Annotated in this window: 17 protein-coding genes; 4 read left to right on the forward strand and 13 right to left on the reverse strand. The window is 46.7% G+C overall.

All coding sequences use genetic code 11. The annotated features are described in order from the left end of the window. Positions 1-3: 3 nt before the first annotated feature. The 9 genes from rsmI to ffh form a co-directional block, all read right to left on the reverse strand. The gene (gene rsmI, locus ACZ5V1_RS01035) at positions 4-834 is read right to left on the reverse strand and encodes a 16S rRNA (cytidine(1402)-2'-O)-methyltransferase (RefSeq protein ID WP_464390203.1); all 831 of its coding nucleotides are present in this window, start codon (positions 832-834) and stop codon (positions 4-6) included. Beyond that, the gene (locus ACZ5V1_RS01040) at positions 776-1,180 is read right to left on the reverse strand and encodes a YraN family protein (RefSeq protein WP_464390204.1); all 405 of its coding nucleotides are present in this window, start codon (positions 1,178-1,180) and stop codon (positions 776-778) included. Before ACZ5V1_RS01040 ends, rsmI begins: the two co-directional genes overlap by 59 nt. Continuing rightward, positions 1,174-1,827 (reverse strand): ribonuclease HII, encoded by a 654-nt coding sequence (locus tag ACZ5V1_RS01045; protein WP_464390205.1) that lies wholly within the window; start codon positions 1,825-1,827, stop codon positions 1,174-1,176. The genes ACZ5V1_RS01040 and ACZ5V1_RS01045 overlap by 7 nt, the downstream gene beginning before the upstream one ends. A gap of 129 nt (positions 1,828-1,956) precedes the next feature. Continuing rightward, positions 1,957-2,304, reverse strand: coding sequence for a 50S ribosomal protein L19 (gene rplS / locus ACZ5V1_RS01050; protein WP_464385459.1), 348 nt, complete (start codon positions 2,302-2,304; stop codon positions 1,957-1,959). A 58-nt stretch (positions 2,305-2,362) separates the two neighbouring features. Further along, positions 2,363-3,640, reverse strand: a complete 1,278-nt coding sequence (gene trmD, locus ACZ5V1_RS01055; RefSeq protein WP_464390206.1) for a tRNA (guanosine(37)-N1)-methyltransferase TrmD — start codon at positions 3,638-3,640, stop codon at positions 2,363-2,365. A gap of 6 nt (positions 3,641-3,646) precedes the next feature. Further along, positions 3,647-4,177, reverse strand: a complete 531-nt coding sequence (gene rimM / locus ACZ5V1_RS01060) for a ribosome maturation factor RimM (protein ID WP_464390207.1) — start codon at positions 4,175-4,177, stop codon at positions 3,647-3,649. A gap of 16 nt (positions 4,178-4,193) precedes the next feature. Next, positions 4,194-4,427, reverse strand: coding sequence for a KH domain-containing protein (locus tag ACZ5V1_RS01065; RefSeq protein WP_020000350.1), 234 nt, complete (start codon positions 4,425-4,427; stop codon positions 4,194-4,196). Between the two features lie 82 nt (positions 4,428-4,509). Then, a complete protein-coding gene (gene rpsP, locus ACZ5V1_RS01070; protein WP_066852338.1) occupies positions 4,510-4,746 on the reverse strand; it encodes a 30S ribosomal protein S16 in 237 nt (78 codons plus the stop codon). 100 nt (positions 4,747-4,846) lie between these two features. Then, on the reverse strand, positions 4,847-6,412 hold the full coding sequence (gene ffh, locus ACZ5V1_RS01075) for a signal recognition particle protein (RefSeq protein WP_464390208.1): 1,566 nt from the start codon (positions 6,410-6,412) through the stop codon (positions 4,847-4,849). Between the two features lie 370 nt (positions 6,413-6,782). Here ffh and ACZ5V1_RS01080 point away from each other — a divergent pair, with 370 nt between their 5' ends. After that, on the forward strand, positions 6,783-7,997 hold the full coding sequence (locus ACZ5V1_RS01080) for a hypothetical protein (RefSeq protein WP_464390209.1): 1,215 nt from the start codon (positions 6,783-6,785) through the stop codon (positions 7,995-7,997). A 9-nt stretch (positions 7,998-8,006) separates the two neighbouring features. Here the strand turns inward: ACZ5V1_RS01080 and ACZ5V1_RS01085 are convergent, their stop codons facing one another. The 4 genes from ACZ5V1_RS01085 to ACZ5V1_RS01100 form a co-directional block, all read right to left on the reverse strand. After that, the gene (locus tag ACZ5V1_RS01085) at positions 8,007-9,080 is read right to left on the reverse strand and encodes a DUF6765 family protein (protein ID WP_464390210.1); all 1,074 of its coding nucleotides are present in this window, start codon (positions 9,078-9,080) and stop codon (positions 8,007-8,009) included. A 175-nt stretch (positions 9,081-9,255) separates the two neighbouring features. Further along, positions 9,256-10,446 carry a pyridoxal phosphate-dependent aminotransferase gene (locus tag ACZ5V1_RS01090; protein ID WP_464390211.1) on the reverse strand — a complete coding sequence of 397 codons (1,191 nt, stop codon included), beginning with the start codon at positions 10,444-10,446 and terminating at the stop codon, positions 9,256-9,258. Positions 10,447-10,578: 132 nt separating this feature from the next. Continuing rightward, positions 10,579-10,803 (reverse strand): hypothetical protein, encoded by a 225-nt coding sequence (locus ACZ5V1_RS01095; RefSeq protein ID WP_464390212.1) that lies wholly within the window; start codon positions 10,801-10,803, stop codon positions 10,579-10,581. Next, positions 10,772-12,589, reverse strand: coding sequence for a chorismate mutase (locus ACZ5V1_RS01100; protein WP_464390213.1), 1,818 nt, complete (start codon positions 12,587-12,589; stop codon positions 10,772-10,774). Before ACZ5V1_RS01100 ends, ACZ5V1_RS01095 begins: the two co-directional genes overlap by 32 nt. A 759-nt stretch (positions 12,590-13,348) precedes the next feature. On the opposite strand from ACZ5V1_RS01100, the gene aprB reads away from it, so the two are divergent. From aprB to ACZ5V1_RS01115, 3 genes are all read left to right on the forward strand, one after another. Next, a complete protein-coding gene (gene aprB / locus ACZ5V1_RS01105; RefSeq protein WP_160714824.1) occupies positions 13,349-13,837 on the forward strand; it encodes an adenylyl-sulfate reductase subunit beta in 489 nt (162 codons plus the stop codon). 34 nt (positions 13,838-13,871) lie between these two features. After that, on the forward strand, positions 13,872-15,869 hold the full coding sequence (gene aprA / locus ACZ5V1_RS01110) for an adenylyl-sulfate reductase subunit alpha (RefSeq protein WP_464390214.1): 1,998 nt from the start codon (positions 13,872-13,874) through the stop codon (positions 15,867-15,869). A 172-nt stretch (positions 15,870-16,041) separates the two neighbouring features. Then, on the forward strand, positions 16,042-17,280 hold the full coding sequence (locus ACZ5V1_RS01115) for a CoB--CoM heterodisulfide reductase iron-sulfur subunit A family protein (RefSeq protein WP_464390215.1): 1,239 nt from the start codon (positions 16,042-16,044) through the stop codon (positions 17,278-17,280). Positions 17,281-17,285: the final 5 nt, after the last annotated feature.

The following is a 17,285-nucleotide window of genomic DNA, read 5'->3' on the forward strand; positions in this document are numbered from 1 at the left end:
GGATTAATTGTCCTGCATGAACTGATACACGGCTTTTACTGTCCAGCCGGAAGCTTCTTCTTTAACACGGCGGGCAATCTCTTTCGGTTTGCCGCCAATTTCAGTTTCTTCAGTAATAAGTGCAAGCAGTTCAGCTTCGCTTGTTTTACCGTTGGATTCCGGAGGGCCGATAACAACAGTTATCTCACCTAACAAATCTTCTGGTATTTCATCATGTTTTTCCAGTCGACCTAAGATAAACTCCTCATGGAGCTTGGTCAATTCTCGAGCCACACATAGTTCTCGTGGGCCAAGAACTTCAAAAGCGGCTTTAAGCGTTGCTGCTAAACGGTTTTTGCGTTCAAAGAATACAATAGTAGAGCGCAGCATGGAAAATTCTTCAAAAAGTTTTTTTTGATCGTTGGTTTTCCTTGGAGGAAAACCGACGAAGGTAAATGGCTGCGGAGCAATGCCACTTGCAGCTAAAGCAGTAAGTGGTGCACTTGGACCGGGGACAACGGAAACTTTTATGCCTTTTTCACGGGCGAGTTTCACAAGACGATAGCCCGGATCAGAAAACAGCGGCATTCCAGCATCGGAAACAATCGCAAAGACCTGACCCTCTTCCATTGCAGCAATAATACCGGGAGCTTTTGCTTCTTCGTTATGATCGTGAAAGCTTACAAGTTTTTTTGCGGTGACACCTGTAGATTTAAAAAGCAGACCGGTACGGCGGGTATCTTCTGAAAGAACCATATCGACTGTGGCGAGCACTTCTTGTGCCCTTGGGGAAAGATCACCATGGTTGCCAAGCGGTGTTGCCACCACCCATAAGCTGGGAGAGTTCGAAGGCATCTTGAATGTGCTCCACCTGATACTCGGTGTCGGTTCTGGTTACTGCAAGCAGGTCAAAACGACAGGGGGTATCCCAAAGATTGTTTTGAGAAATATAGAGCTGTGCAGCTTTGCATAGCTTTTTCATTTTAGGCATGGACAAGGCGTTAATAGCCGGACTCATGCCTGAGCAGGAACGTGTTTTTACTTCAGCAAAAATAACATAGTCACCTTTGGTACAGACGATATCCAGTTCGAGCTGTTTTGCGCGCCAGTTGCGAGCTACAATTGAATAGCCTCGGGCAACAAGATGGGCGGTTGCAGCGTCTTCTCCGGCTGTGCCTGTTTCAAGGTGGCGTGCTACCATAGGGATTTTTGTTCCTGTTTTGGCGGTTCAGGCTTTACTTTTGCAAATGTGAGTCTGTGCATCCTGCACGGGCCGTTTGCTGCAATAGCGGCAATATGCGCCTTTGTGCCGTATCCTTTGTGACCTGCAAAACCATATCCGCTGTATCGCTTGTCTAGTTTGACCATAAGCTCATCGCGGAACGTTTTTGCAAGAATGGATGCGGCAGAAATAGCCTGAATTTTCAAATCACCTTTAATAATGCATTGCTGATCAATGGACCCTGCAATTTCTTTAGGAATGGTGGCATTGCCGTCAATTGCCAGCAAAACAGGATCTACTTTTAAGCAATTTACTGCTTTGAACATTGCACGAAAGGTGGATTGCAGAATATTAATACGGTCAATTTCTTCCGGCCAGATAACACCAATACCCCATGCAAGAGATTTCTCTTTGATCTGCGGGTACAAGGCTTGCCTGCGTTTTTCTGTAAGTTTCTTTGAGTCCGTGAGCCCTTCAATAGGGTTGGACGGATCAAGAATACAGGCTCCAGCTACTACAGGACCTGCAAGACAACCGCGACCAGCTTCATCGATGCCGGCAAATGGCGTTGGCCAGTCTGCTTCTTCGGGTGAAGCGGTAAAAATAGTGAGTGTATTTTGATTCATAAGCGTGTCGTTACATTACAGGGTGCAGCGTAGCATGTGTTGGGCAGAGAATATAGAGATTGTTGACCGTAAAAAAGGGAGCTGGCATTGCCAACTCCCTTTGAAGACCAAATCGTTGAAGTCCTAAGACTACCAGCGGTTTTTCGGCTTGATACGAGCAGCTTTACCTTTGAGGTCACGGAGGTAGTAAAGACGGCTACGACGTACGCGGCCTTCCTGAACAACTTCGATGCGCTCAATGGATGGGGAATGTGTAGGGAATACACGTTCAACGCCAACACCGTCAGAAATTTTACGTACGGTGAAAGTTGCGTCGGTTGTGCCTTTACTTACACGGATTACTGCACCCTGGAAAACCTGGATGCGTTCTTTTTCGCCTTCGATAATACGCATGTGAACTTTAACAGTGTCACCAGCTTTAAACTTAGGGATATCCATGCGAAGCTGTTCGCGTTCGATTTTTTCAATAATATTCATATTAATGCCTTTCTTCGCAGCACGAGTCTGCGTTATAAAATTACGTTACGGCTTAGCCCTATAGGGCATCACCTAATATCCGGTCAATGATGATAGCAGCAGCAGTTCTTACAGATAAGTGGTTGTACCCATCAAGGTATCTAACCGGACGCAGCATTCTGTCACACATATCCAGAATTTGCGGTGCAAGACCGTGAGCTGTACCAAACAGGAGCAGTATAGGTCGGTCCACCATTACGTCACGAAATTGTTCGTAATGTATGTCTCCAGCCCCTCTGGCACTCGTCGCAACCAGTAGAGGGCGTTGGCCTGTACGCTCTATAATATCTTCAATCGCTTCTTCAACATAGCGGACGCCCTTGATAATTTGCAGGGCTTCCCCTCTGTCGGGGTTAGCGGTTGTTCCCGCGCCTGTAACCCAATGCTTGAGAATATCTGCAAGCATTTGTTGTTGGTCTTCAATAGGCGTTGAAATATAGTACCCACCTAGACCATAGGTGCATGAACAGCGGGCTATATCGTGAATATCGAGGTTTGTCAAAGAAACGGCAACAGATTTATTCTCTTTATTGACCACTGGATAGTGTACCAGTGCGCAATAGAGATTTCTTCCAAGACGTTCTCTGTCCTCATTCTTCAAAGTTTCCATGTCATTAGCGTCGAGTGGGGCACTATGAAGAATGTCGGGTCTCTCGTGCAGGGTAATTTTTAACGCTTGTTCTTTACGCCACTCTGCAATGCGCTTGTGATCACCAGAACGTAGAACATCCGGAACAGTCAAACCCTCATACTCGACAGGGCGAGTGTAGTGCGGGTACTCGAGCAGTCCAGAGGAAAAGCTTTCCTCTTCGCCGGAATCTTCATGTCCCATGTAACCGGGAACAAGACGGGCTGTGGATTCAATTATCGATAGAGCAGCTGTTTCGCCACCGTTGAGAACGTAGTCACCAATGGAGACTGGTTCAATGTCGAAAAGCTCTTCTAAACGGGCATCAAACCCTTCATATCGACCACAAATGATCGTAAGATTATCTTCCTTGGAAAGTTCTTTAGCCATGGACTGGGTAAAGGGCTTTCCTTTAGGCGCCATCATAAGAATGCGCCCGGGTTTTTTAATGCTGCGCAATGTTTGAACAAGCGGGTCAAGCATCATAACCATGCCGGGGCCGCCGCCATAGGGGCGGGCGTCAACGGTTTGATGCTTGTCGGATGCAAACGTGCGCGGGTTGTGAAAATCAAAAGCGACCAGACCGGAGTCCGACGCTTTTTTCATAAGCCCGCATGTAAGCGCAGAGTCAAAAAACTCTGGAAAGAGGCTAACAATGTTAAACTGCATTTTGCGCTACTTCTCGCTTAGGTAGAGTTCCAGTAAGCCGGGAGGCGGCGCTATGGTAACAGTTTCTTTTTCAATATCGATGTCGACAACGAATTCTTCTGTAGCAGGGAAGAGTACTTCTTTCTTGTCATCGGTTGTAATAACCCAGACTTCTGAACCGAGGTTGAATTGGAATGCTGTAATACGGCCAACTAAGGAGCCGTTTTCGAGCACAACGTTCATGCCATCTAGTTCGTGGAGGTACACTTCTTCTTCAGTAAGGTCCGGTAGTTCAGCATCGGGAACCAAAACCTTCACATTGCGAAGTTCTTCAGCACAGTTTCTGTCACGGCAACTTTCAAGCGTAAGCAAAGCCTGCCCTTTGTGGGGGCGGGATGAAGCGACCTTGTGTTCAACAGGGGCGCTTTTGCCTTTTTGAAGCCAGACTGTGTCCTTCAAGAGAAAAGGGGAGTCCGCGAAGTAATTTACGCAGACTTCCCCCCGCAATCCGTGTGGCTTGACTATCAATCCAATTTCAATGAAATGAGTTTCAGTCATGTGCCCTTAGGACGTTCTATTCAAGAATTTCCAAAACAGAACGTTTCTTGGCTTTTGTGGAGGCGGCGCCGAGGATGGTGCGCATTGCACGAGCAGTGCGACCCTGTTTGCCGATTACCTTGCCAAGGTCTTCTTTAGCAACCTTGAGTTCAAGTACAGATGTCTGTTCACCTTCAACTTCAGTAACGACAACATCGTCAGGGTTGTCCACCAGTGACTTAGCGATATACTCAACTAGATCTTTCAACACGACTCACCTCCACTCGTTGTTCAGCATGATATCAATATTAACTATCGATGACCTGCTGAGAGAAAGCTGTCAACAGAAAAAGCTACTTAGCTTTCTTGATAAGACCACGAACGGTTGGAGTAGGTTCTGCACCTTCCGCAAGCCATTTTTCGATCTTTTCCATGTCGAGCTTGATTTCAGCTGGTTCTACCATTGGGTTATAGTAACCGAGGTACTCAAGAGGACGTCCGTCGCGACGGCTCAGGTTGTTAGCAGCCACCACGCGGTAAAATGCACGCTTCTTGTTGCCCATACGGGTCAGTCTCAACTTAACGGCCATATTGTTGTTCTCCCATTATATTTTGTAATCATATGGTTTTTTTTCAAGAATGCAATACTGACGTTATTGAGTCAGTATATTTCTTTAATTAGGAGCGTAATTATTTCTTCTTACGACCCTGTTTTTTCTTTTTCTTTTCTTTTTTGCGGGCGTCACGCTTTTTCTGGAGTTCCTTTTTGGAAGGGGTGGAGGAATCATCCGCTCCCATTCCCGGAAAACCGTCCATGCCTGAGAGGCCACCCATACCAGGTAAACCACCCATGCCAGGCATACCGCCCATACCGCCAAGGGCATTCATATCAGGCATTTCGCCGCCACCTAAACCGCCCATTCCTGGGAGTTTAGGGAATTTGCCTTTCTTGCCCTTACCGCCACCCATCATTTGTTTCATCATTTGACGCATTTGCGTAAAGTTTTTGATAAGGTCGTTAACGTCTTTGAGTTTAAGACCACAACCTTTAGCAATACGCTCTTTGCGGCTCTGATTGATGAGCTGCGGATTGCGGCGCTCCTGATTCGTCATTGAGTTGATAATTGCCTCAACGCGATTCAGTTCGCTTTCCGGAACATTAAGGTCGCCAAGTTTGTTCTTGAGCGCACCCATGCCCGGAATCATTTTTAAGATGCTGTCCAGTGAGCCGATTTTTTTCATCCGGCGCATCTGAGTGCGGAAATCTTCGAAATCGAATTCCGCTTTCTGCATCTTGCGAGCCATTTCTTCGGCTTCTTTTTCGCTTACTTCAGCTTGCGCCTTTTCAACGAGCGTAAGCACATCGCCCATTCCAAGAATGCGACCTGCAATACGGTCTGGATGGAAAATTTCCATCTCAGAAAGTTTTTCACCCATACCGACAAATTTAACGGATTTGCCAGTAACGGATTTAATGGAAAGTGCGGCACCACCGCGCGCGTCACCGTCCATTTTGGTGAGCACTACACCGGAAATTTCAAGCTGCTCGTTGAACGAGGTTGCAACAGTTACAGCGTCCTGACCGGTCATAGCATCAGCTACGAACAAAATTTCCTGTGGAGAAACGTTGCGCTTAATAGTCGCAAGTTCTTCCATCAATTGTTCGTCGATATGCAGACGACCAGCGGTATCGATGAGTACAACATCGTAATCCTGCTCTTTAGCTTCAGCGAGAGCAGCAGATGCGATATCAACCGGATTCATGTCCGGAGATGAGTTGAACACAGGAATACCGAGCTGTTTGCCCAGTGTTTGCAACTGGTCAATAGCAGCTGGACGGTAAACGTCAGCCGGAACAAGGAACGGCTTTTTGTTCTGCTTGCGCAACACGTTTGCAAGCTTTGCAGAGGAGGTAGTTTTACCGGAACCCTGCAAGCCGACCATCATAATGACTGCCGGTTTTGAGCCTGTAAGGTCTAAGTCGGTGGTGTCACCACCAAGCAACTCAACCAGCTCATCATGTACAATCTTGATTACCTGCTGAGCAGGGTCGAGACCTTTTAGTACATCGTGACCAAGACATTTATCACCAACACGGGCAACAAATTCTTTAACAACTTTAAAGTTAACGTCTGCTTCGAGCAGTGCAAGGCGCACTTCTCTCAGGCCAGCTTGTACGTTTTCTTCGTTCAAGGTCTTTTGACCACTGAACTTTTCAAATACACCGTTTAATCTGTCAGATAAGGTCTCAAACATCAGCACTCCGCAAGATAGACATAAGAGATGGTTCGTTAAGTGAGATTACGAAATAAGTCAAGTTTAGAATGGCAGAGGCCCAAGCGCCTTAACCGGCAAGCGAGGTGTACTTTATTTCACTATGAAAGGAAAGTAAGCATTTTGCAGTGCATGCAATTTGCCAACAATTATAGATAAATAGTGTTTGGTTTTGGATGGTTGTAACATCTTTACGTTAGCTTTCCGCATTCAAAATATTTTGCATATAGCTTTGTTGAGTCTTTTAGTCAGATTCGACAGGTTATAATATCAACCTGAGCTGATGGAGAATAAATATAGCCCTAGGCTGGTAGGTCTCTTTATCGTCGATCGAAAGGATTAATGTCGAAATATGTATTTACTTCGTACCCCCTCAGTTATTCGTCGAGTGCTGATGCAACGGTTAGAGAGTAGAGAAACAGAAAATGAAGTCGTTTCTGACGGTGAAAATATAGAAATAAAGAATTCTGAGCAAGAATGTTCTACCTGTGAGCAGGGGGCGCAGCCAGCAATAGAAAAGGATGGCAGCGTTTCAACATGCTTGATGGAAGATATGGTTGGTGGTGATCTCTCGTGTCTCCTGCCACTCAGCTTCGTGCATAGAGAGAACATTCTCGGGGTTGATGAACCTTCTTCCCATTTTTTTGACTGCATGGCGCACTTTGGTGAACAAAGTGCGACTTTTTTTTCTGATCTTCTCCATGAGCTAGATGTAGTCGATCCTTTTGATTGCTTTGTGGAGCAAGTGGTTAGCAGTTTAAGCACTGGTTCCTTACGGGGGGTAAATGTAGGCTCAGAAATAAACACGGACGTGGTTACTGAATTTCAACCAAGTACTCCGCCTGATCTCAATCATTATCATCAATATGTGGATCAATCTTCATTTAATGATACCAGTCCGTTTTCTGAAACATCGTTCTCAACAGTAAATCATTATTTTGCTGAAGTACAAAACGACACAGATGCTACTCAGACAAAAGATGATTCATGTGCCTATGACTTCAGAACGGTGGAAGGAATTCTTGGCGGCGAGCGGTTGGATACAGGTGATGATGATCTGATTAATTTTTATGACGGGGAGCCTATAGAAATAGGTGTTCCGGTTGTTCTTGAGCCAATGGATAAGTCATCAGGGAGAGTTCTTGAGAATGGAGCCCCAGGTACCAGAAATAGATCAGGGGAGGAGCCGGATGGCCAACGCGATTCGCTTCAAACCTCCTTGCCAGATGATGGCGACATTATAATGGATTTACTTGATTGCAGTTGGGGAGATGTTGCCCTCACCTTTCATGCGGATAAATCTTGGGCAGGAAAGATTTTAATTCTTGAGAAGTTCGAACTAGGAGCGGATTCTCTTCGAATAGAGTCAGTGTTAGAAACTGAAACGATGGAGAGTCTGTTGGACAATCGTCCCATAGAAAGCGTGGGAGCAGAGGGAGAGCATTCACTGTGCTTTTCTATTGGTGCTGAAAGCTACACGGGCTACACCATATCCTTTTTAGGAATGTCTCTTGATGAGTATATGGATTTTTTGTCCTCAGCTGTGAGGGACATAGCTGTGATTTAGGACAGCTTGCTAATGTACGCTGATATCATGTGCTGGTAGCAGTTCCTGCAATACATACGTTCTATGTATAGATGCAGCTTGATAGAATTTAAAAATATCCATTTCTGTAATGAGAGCGCAGTCCGGGCAACTTGCAAGCTCTTCACAGCTGTTTTTCCACATCTGTCCTTTGTAAGGTGGGATTTCTTCCTGCCGACCTTCTAAGAATACTCCCTGAGCCATAGCAAATTGCCAGAAGCCGGAACGTTGGTGCTTGTTGCCGGGGCTTGCAAAGATGATAGCAAGTGAATCCTGTATGGAGTCGAACGGTACTGGTGGTGATTCTGCTAGGTCCGGTCTTTGTTCAGCAAACCGTACGAATAGGGAATAGAGCATTTCTGCGGCTTCCATAAAGTCATCTTGATTATGACGACGTATGGTTTGGGCAGGGGCTTCTTCTGTGTTGTATGACCATGCAAGATAGGGGAGGTCGGGGTACGATGCTGCTGCTCCGTGTCCCAGTGTACCCATCAACTCTTCCTCTGGAATCGTTCGGATATTAGGGCGAACGTATTTAAAGCGTTCAAAGAACCGCATCCGCTCTTCGGCAAGGGCGGTGTCTTCATTTTGAGGTTCCAGTACTGTTATGGATGCTTGGTCGATACTGTTTTTACGTGAACTCGCACCGGAAAAGTTGAAATGAGAGAACGTATCCGCAATAACGTGAGCTGCAATCCCTATAAGTAGTGGAGAAAAAGGCTTGTGTGAGAGGCGGAGATGGTTTTCTGTCATTTCCGCTGCTGTGGCACTGTTCTTTTTGCAGATAAGTCGTTCGCTAAAAGTGTCTCCGTACGCTCCTGGCAGGAAGTGGAATGGAATCCAGATATTCCGTTGCGCGTTGGAAGATATGTTTTCGGTCTGTTCAAAATGATGTCCGGTAGCGGCTGTTGTCATCTGCCCACCGTCTGAAAAGCGAATAGTGGAGACGGAAGTGTTGTCATCAACAAATTGGGATGCGGTCGCTATGAGCTCGGCAGTTTCCTGATCAAGTCCTGCGGTTCGTGCCAAGGTGTATGTTCCGTAATAATGCATATCGATCTGCATGGTGCATCACTCCCCTGAATTCGTTTGATGACGGCTTCGCCAGTCTGGATGTTTGAAAAAACATATGCTTATTATTTTTAAAATTCAGTTATTTAATGCTTTTTGTCGATGGCTTGTTGAGAATAAAAAAAGGGTGTGAAACTAAAGTTCCACACCCTTATTGCGTTTCAGCGAATTACGCCATGCTGTCGATAGCGCGTTTAAAACCGTCTGCGGATCGGTTGATAACTTCTTCTTCTACACAGAAAGTGAGTCGGAAGTAGCCAGGACCACCGAAGCCGGAACCCGGTACTGCGAGAATTTTTTCTTCCATAAGACGGTTGCAGAATGCCACGTCGTCTCCACCAGGTGCTTTAGGGAAAAAGTAAAATGCACCTTTTGGAAGATGGAAGTCGTATCCTGCTTCTTTGAGGACTTTAGCCATCGCGTCACGACGCTTCTCATAGATTGCAGGATCAACCTGAGCTTCGAGCGCAGCCTTGAGCATATGCTGGCCGACAACAGGCGGGTTTACAAAGCCGAGGATGCGGTTTGTAAGCATAAGGCCGTTGATGAGTTCCTGTCTTGCTTCCATGCGTGGAGTGACAGCAATATAGCCGACACGTTCGCCTGCCATGGAGAGGTTTTTAGAGAAGGAAGACATAACTACCGCGTAGTCGTACAGCGGAAGGATGCTTGGAACATCTACGCCGTCGAAGGCGAGGAATCGGTATGGCTCGTCAGAAATAAGAAAGATTGGACGACTGTTTGCTTTGTTGTGCTTTTCCAGCACAGCGGCAAGAGCCTTGAGTTCTTCTATTGTATATACTGCGCCAGTAGGATTGTTCGGTGAGTTTATAATGATAGCGCGAGTGTTGGGGGTGATCGCAGCATCGATTGCGTCAACGTCCAGTTCAAAGGTGTCCGGTTTGGACATGACTGTGCGGAACGTTGCCTGATGGTTTGAAGTGTAGAAGCCGTATTCAACAAAGAAAGGGGCAACTGCAAGAACTTCATCACCCGGTTCCATAACTGCGCGGAAGAACGCGTTCATGGCACCGGCTGCACCGCAAGTGAGTATGGCGTCGTCAGCAGTTATCTCAACATCTTGTTCTTTCTTGACCAGATCTGCAATAATCTGACGCGCCCATGGGAAGCCGCCGTTTGGCATATAGCCAAAAGTAAACGGTGTGGAGGTCTCTTTAGCGAGATCGTTGAGAATGTCGCCGATCATTGCCGGAGCCGGAACATCTGGATTGCCAAGACTGAAGTCGCATACTGCATCTGCACCGTATTGCTTTTTAAGGGCAATGCCGGATTCAAACATTTTTCTGATCCATGAAGAATTTTCCATGAACCCTGTAATTTGAGAAGAAAGAATTTGCATGAGATACCTCGTATGAAATGCGTCAATAATTACTAAATTGTTAATCAGCAAATTGATAGGCAATCTTGAGGCAAGTGTCCAGTTTTGGGAGACAAAAAAACGCCGCACTAATTAGTGCGGCGTTTTTTATTCTTAAAACGGCTCAGCTTCCAATCGGATTCTGTTCCTTTTATTCACTGCAAACTGTCGGTTGACTTCTGCAATGCTTTTTTGCTGACGGTTTTCATGAATTTCGCTGGCGTGGAAGATGCCCTTTGCAGGATCTTCTGTTGCGATTAATTCGCGAAAAGCGTCTTCGATAGCTTTAAGCTCGTTATCGAATTGCTTAATATCTTTTTCGATCTCTTGACTGACCATCTCTGGAGTTGCGATCTCTTGAGCTGTTGTCACGATCTCGGGAGTATCCACGGTCTCTTGAGTTGTTGTCCCTGTCTCGGGAGTAGCCACCATCTCTGGAGCCGCGATCTCTATCCCTTGAGAAGCCGCCGTCTCTGGAGTTGTTGTCTCGCTCTCTTGGCTGGCGTTCTTCGTTTTTAGGGTCGCCGTCTGTGAAGACTCTGCGTCTCTTTGGTCTGTCCCCATCCATTTCCTCCCTAGGCTTACGAACCATAGTTGGTTCTGGAAGTGTGTTGTAGAACATCCAGAATGTAGGCATCAGGTCTGTAATGCTGCCCGGGTTGGCAAGATGGAGCGGGCGATTCATGAACGCAAGCTGTCCGAGTGCCATTGTCCAGAAAGCATCAGGGCTGGTCCACACTTTAGCGTGAGGAACGTCTGCATTAGGATGTACTTTATTATCTTCAAGAAGCATGTTGGCCTGTGCCACAAAGCTTTCGATAACTTCAACGGAAGTGCCAGCAGGAGCTGTAGGAAGCTGTACAGGGCTTTTGGCTACAACTGCTTTAATGCAGGTAAGTGCCAAAGCGAGTGGGAAGTAGCCTGCAGGAAGGTTCTGCATGTCAATCGGGTCGGTGGTGTGACCACGTTCCGGTTTAACTGTTACGATGCTGTCCGGCTTAACTGCAACAGTCAGTCCTACGGATTTAAGCAATGAAACAACAGCGTCGCCTTCAGCAGTGTCGGTAGGCCAAGTTCCGTGCAGTGCAACTTTACCACCTACAAATGCAGGGTAAGCAAGAATGCTTGCACAGATTTTTGGATCCATGGTGATTGCTGGGTACACAGGGAAATCTGGTTCTTCAGGAAGAACTACACAGTTGGTACCTTCAACTTCATATGCGATGCCAGCAGATTCGAAGATAGGAGTAACAGTCGCAAGAGCGTTTGCTGCAGCTTCGTTCTGTGAAAGATCGAGAGAAATTTTTGCGCCCCAAGTGGCTGCAGCTACCAGAGTAGCAACTACTGCTTCTTCAGGAAGGTTCTCCGGAATAACAACAGTTTCAGGGAGAACACCGGAGCACTCGAGACGAACTGGTAAGCCGTTTGAACGAGGTACAACGTGTGCGATGCGTGCGCCAAGCTGTGTCAGGAAGTTGCGGAACGCAGAAAGATCAGCATCTTTAAGGGTAGAGCCGCCTGTCAGCTTGAGTGTGCCGTGTTTGGCAACAGCCTGAAGTGTAAGAAGGTAAACGTTAAATTCGCTGTTGCCAGCAAAGATAACCTTGTCTGCGAAGTCGAGTCCTTTAGACTCTTTGCAGAAAAGATCGTTACCTTTCCAGCTGAGACGTGCGCCAGCCTGGTTGAATCCTTTAACGATGTCAGAAATAGGATGAGCAGTAGAAATGCCAGTAAGGTTGCATTCAACGCCGTTAGCAGCGGCAAGTGCAATCCAGATCTGGGTAGCGTTCAGTGCAGCCGGGCCAGGAATGTCAATCTTCACAGGCTGTGTGTTAGGCGCAAGACCGAAAGTGTTCTGTTCATCCGCATCGTCACGGGAGATAAATTCAATATCCTGAAGCAAAGTAAACATCTGGTGTGCGAGGCGAGGGTCTTTGCTGAATTTGCAAGCAGACTCTTCCCATGCCAGACGAATTCGCTTTTCGTTTGAAATAGAATCAGTACCCGCGCCTTCTTTTTTGCGACGGCGGGTTTTGCTAATAAGCTTTGATCGACGAGCCAGCAGTTTCAAAAGCTCAAGATCAAGTTCGGAAATTTCTTCAACAAGGGTCATATTTTTTTTCATTAGAATGTAGCCTTACTTTGTGGGTGTGGCGTTCCCCTAGCCTGAAACTGCTAGAGTCGCAAGTGGAAATCTGGCTTTCTTGCAAAAATTCTTGTTTGAAGGAATGTATCATAAGAATAGAGACGGTGCGTTTTATAAAACAAAATGGAAGCTGGCGGAATGTGGTTAGCTCCTTTATATATAGTAGGGAGAGCTGATGGTCAGAGGAGGTAAATCTAATGTGCATATTTTCACAAAGGCGTTATAATGCGAAAATAGAGCGAGCATTGTGAATGAGTGAACAAGCAGTGAATGTGACAAATGTGTTGCTCGATCTAACTAAGTAGTTAGAATTGCAACGTAATGCCCTAAGCTGTTCAGGCTCTGAGAATGAGTAAGTGAAAAAAAGTATAAAGTTCTGTCTGAATTGCTTGCAACATCCTGCCAATAATTGTAAATGTTAGGCGTCCAATAGGAAAAGCTCAACAGGGCAAGAATTGTTGTTCTTGAAAAAGTGATAGTGAAAACAGTTATTTAAGAGAAAAGACAAAGTCTTTGTGAAAAAAGTGCACAAGATGCTTGACCTTCTCTCCAAAGCTTTGTTAGAACTTTCACAAGCGACACGGAAAGCGCCCGCGTCGCTGACTCCCCCTGATTCGGTGGAGCCTGAATGAGGCAGGAACAAATTCCTGCTTTATCGACTCCATCGAGTGGTGGACCCCATTGTGGGAAAAAAGCTTTTTAGGTAAACCCCTTAATCGTTGTGTTGGAGGATTAGGTATGCCGACATATGTAGACCCGTCCAAGTGTGATGGCTGCAAAGGTGGCGAGAAAACCGCTTGCATGTACATCTGCCCCAACGACCTCATGATTCTCGATGCAGATGAAATGAAGGCCTTCAACCAGGAGCCTGAAGCATGCTGGGAATGCTACTCCTGTGTTAAAATTTGTCCTCAGGGCGCAATTACAGCACGTCCATATGCTGACTTTGCACCTCTTGGTGGCACTTGTATCCCAATGCGTTCCGCTGATTCTATCATGTGGACCGTTAAGTTCCGTAACGGTAATGTAAAACGCTTCAAATTCCCAATCCGTACTACCCCTGAAGGCTCTATTAAGCCTTTCGAAGGTAAGCCGGAGCCAACTGATCTCGATAACGAATTGCTCTTTACTGAAGCAGATCTCGTTGCTCCAATCGAAGCTATGGGTCAGAAGTTTGAAGTTGCAGAAGCTGGCATCACAATGGTCAAAAAGGCCTCTGCGGTTTAATTTTTACGGAATTTATTCCTAAGGAGATATTATCATGCCGATGATTCCCACAAAGGAACAACCACGAGGCGTTGCGATCGCAGAACCTGCAATCGTAGAACATGACTTAGATATCCTCATGGTTGGCGGTGGTATGGGTAACTGTGGTGCAGCATTTGAAGCCGTACGTTGGGCTGAAAAATACGCACCTGAGCTGAAAATTCTGCTCATTGATAAAGCTGCTCTCGAACGTTCCGGTGCTGTAGCACAGGGTCTTTCTGCAATTAACACCTACCTTGGTGATAACTCAGCAGACGACTACGTTCGTATGGTTCGTACTGACCTCATGGGTCTCGTACGTGAAGACCTTATCTTTGACCTTGGTCGTCACGTTGATGACTCTGTTCACCTCTTTGAAGAGTGGGGCTTGCCTTGCTGGATTAAAGACGAGAACGAAAAGAACCTTGATGGTGCTGCTGCTAAAGCTGCTGGCAAGTCTCTCCGTAACGGTGATTCCCCAGTTCGCTCCGGTCGCTGGCAGATGATGATCAACGGTGAAGCATACAAATGCATCGTTGCTGAAGCTGCTAAAAACGCACTTGGTGAAGAACGCATCCAGGAACGTATTTTCATCGTTAAGCTTCTTCTTGATGCTACCGAAGAAAACCGCATTGCTGGCGCAGTTGGCTTCAACCTTCGTGAGAACGAAGTACACGTTTACCGTTCCAATGCTATGGTTGTAGCATGTGGTGGCGCAGTTAACGTATACAAACCTCGTTCAACTGGTGAAGGCATGGGTCGTGCATGGTACCCTGTATGGAACGCAGGTTCCACATACACCATGTGTGCTCAGGTTGGCGCAGAAATGACCATGATGGAAAACCGCTTCGTACCAGCTCGTTTTAAAGACGGCTACGGTCCGGTTGGCGCATGGTTCCTTCTCTTTAAAGCGAAAGCAACTAACTTCCGCGGCGAAGATTACTGTGAAACTAACCGTGCTATGCTGAAGCCTTACGAAGATCGCGGCTACGCTAAAGGCCATGTTATCCCAACATGTCTGCGTAACCACATGATGCTCCGTGAAATGCGTGAAGGTCGTGGTCCAATTTACATGGATACCAAGACTGCACTTCAGACCACATTCGAAACTCTTAGCCCTGCAGAACAGAAGCATCTTGAGTCTGAAGCATGGGAAGATTTCCTCGATATGTGTGTTGGCCAGGCTAACCTTTGGGCTTCAATGAATATTCAGCCTGAAGAAACTGGTTCTGAAATCATGCCTACCGAACCTTACCTCCTCGGCTCCCACTCCGGTTGCTGTGGTATCTGGGCTTCCGGTCCAGACGAAGAATGGGTTCCTGAAGACTACAAAGTGCGCGCAGCTAACGGCAAAGTATACAACCGTATGACTTCCGTTATGGGCCTCTGGACTTGTGCTGACGGTGTTGGTGCATCTGGTCACAAGTTCTCCTCTGGTTCTTACGCTGAAGGCCGTATTTGTGGTAAACAGATGGTACGCTGGTGCATCGATCACAAAGATTACAAACCTGCAGTTGCTGAAGACTCTAAAGATCTCGCTAAGCTGATCTATCGTCCATTCGACAACTACATGGCTGGTAAAGACGTATCCACAGACCCTGTTGTTAACCCAGAGTACATCTCTCCTAAGAACTTCATGATGCGCCTGGTTAAAGCAACTGACGAATACGGTGGCGGTTGTAGCACATACTACACCACTTCTGAAGCAGCTCTCAAGACTGGTTTCCACCTTCTTGATATGCTCGAAGAAGATTCCCTCAAACTGGCTGCTCGTGACCTTCACGAACTTCTCCGTTGCTGGGAAAACTACCATCGTCTCTGGACCGTTCGTCTGCACATGCAGCACATCTCTTTCCGTACAGAAACTCGTTACCCTGGTTTCTACTACCGTGCTGACTTCATGGGCCTCGATGATGAAAAATGGAAGTGCTTCTGTAACTCCAAATACGATCCTAAGACTGGTGAAACCACCATCTACAAGAAGCCTTACTACCAGATCATTCCTACTGCATAATCTGTAGAGCTTCTCACTGAACGTCCGGGGCGGTTGCGGGACACCGCAATCGCCCCTTTTTTCTTCCCTTATCAATTCGGTCTAAGCTGAGACAGTAAGTGCTCTCAACTTGTTGTCTTAGCTTAGGCCGTTTTGACTATAGGCCTGAAACAATTGTAGGGAGGATTGCTAAATGTCGAACTCCATACTCGTCGTCGGAGGCGGATTCAGCGGCCTTACTGCCGCTCTTGAAGCTGCTGAGCTCGGCTACGAAGTGTACATCGTTGAGAAATCTCCATTTCTCGGCGGCAGAGTGGCACAGCTGAATAAATATTTTCCAAAGCTCTGCCCTCCATCCTGTGGATTGGAGATTCAGTTCCAGCGTATTAAAAAGAATCCAAATGTTAAGTTTTTAACAATGGCAACTGTGGATTCTGTTGAAGGTGAAACTGGAAACTTTACTGTTAAAGTTGCTATCGCTCCTCGCTGTACTGCTCCGAGCAGTGCTGACCTTGGTGAACTCGCTTCGTCTCTTGAAGGTGAAGTAGCTGATGAGTTTAACCTTGGGCTCGCAACCCGAAAACCACTTTACATGGACACACCTTTTGCGTTCCCGAACCGTTTTGTTCTGGAACCAAAAAAATTGAGCAGTGCTGACGCTATAAAAGTTGGTGCTTCTGAATCGTGTGATCTTAATGAAGCTGCAAAAGAGATCGAACTCTCCGTAGGCAGCATCATTCTTGCTACCGGTTGGAAACCTTATGATGTTACCAACCTTACCAGCCTTGGCGCAGGCCAGATTACGAACTGTATTTCTAACATGCAGATGGAACGCCTTGCATCTCCTAACGGTCCTACCAGCGGCTCCATTTTCCGTCCTACCGACGGTAAAGCTCCTGACAAGATCGCATTCGTGCAGTGTGCAGGCTCCCGTGACCAGAACCACTTAGGCTTCTGTTCGTACATCTGCTGTATGGCTTCGCTTAAACAGGCTCTCTATGTTCGTGAACAGTACCCAGATGCTGACGTTACTATCTACTACATCGATATGCGTACCCCTGGTCGTTATGACAAGTTTATGCGCAAAGCTATTGCCGATGAGAAATTACATCTCGTAAAAGGTAAAGTGGCTGGTGTAGAAGAAGATGCTGCAACAGGTGATGTCATTGTAGAAGTTGAAGATGCTGTAAAAGGCCACAAAGCTAAAATCCGTCATGACATGGTAGTTCTTGCTACCGGTATGCAGCCTAGCCTTGCAGGCGAAGCTAACCCGTTTGGGGTTACACTTGACGAAGAAGGCTTTGTTGTTGATGGCGAAGCCAAAGGCATCTTCTCTGCTGGTTGTGCTCAAAAACCTCTGGATGTTATGCGTACTGCTCAGTCTGGTACTAGCGCTGCGCTCAAAGCAATCCAGACGGTTCGTGGGAGGTAGGTAGA

It is taken from the genome of Halodesulfovibrio oceani subsp. galateae (assembly GCF_055397225.1).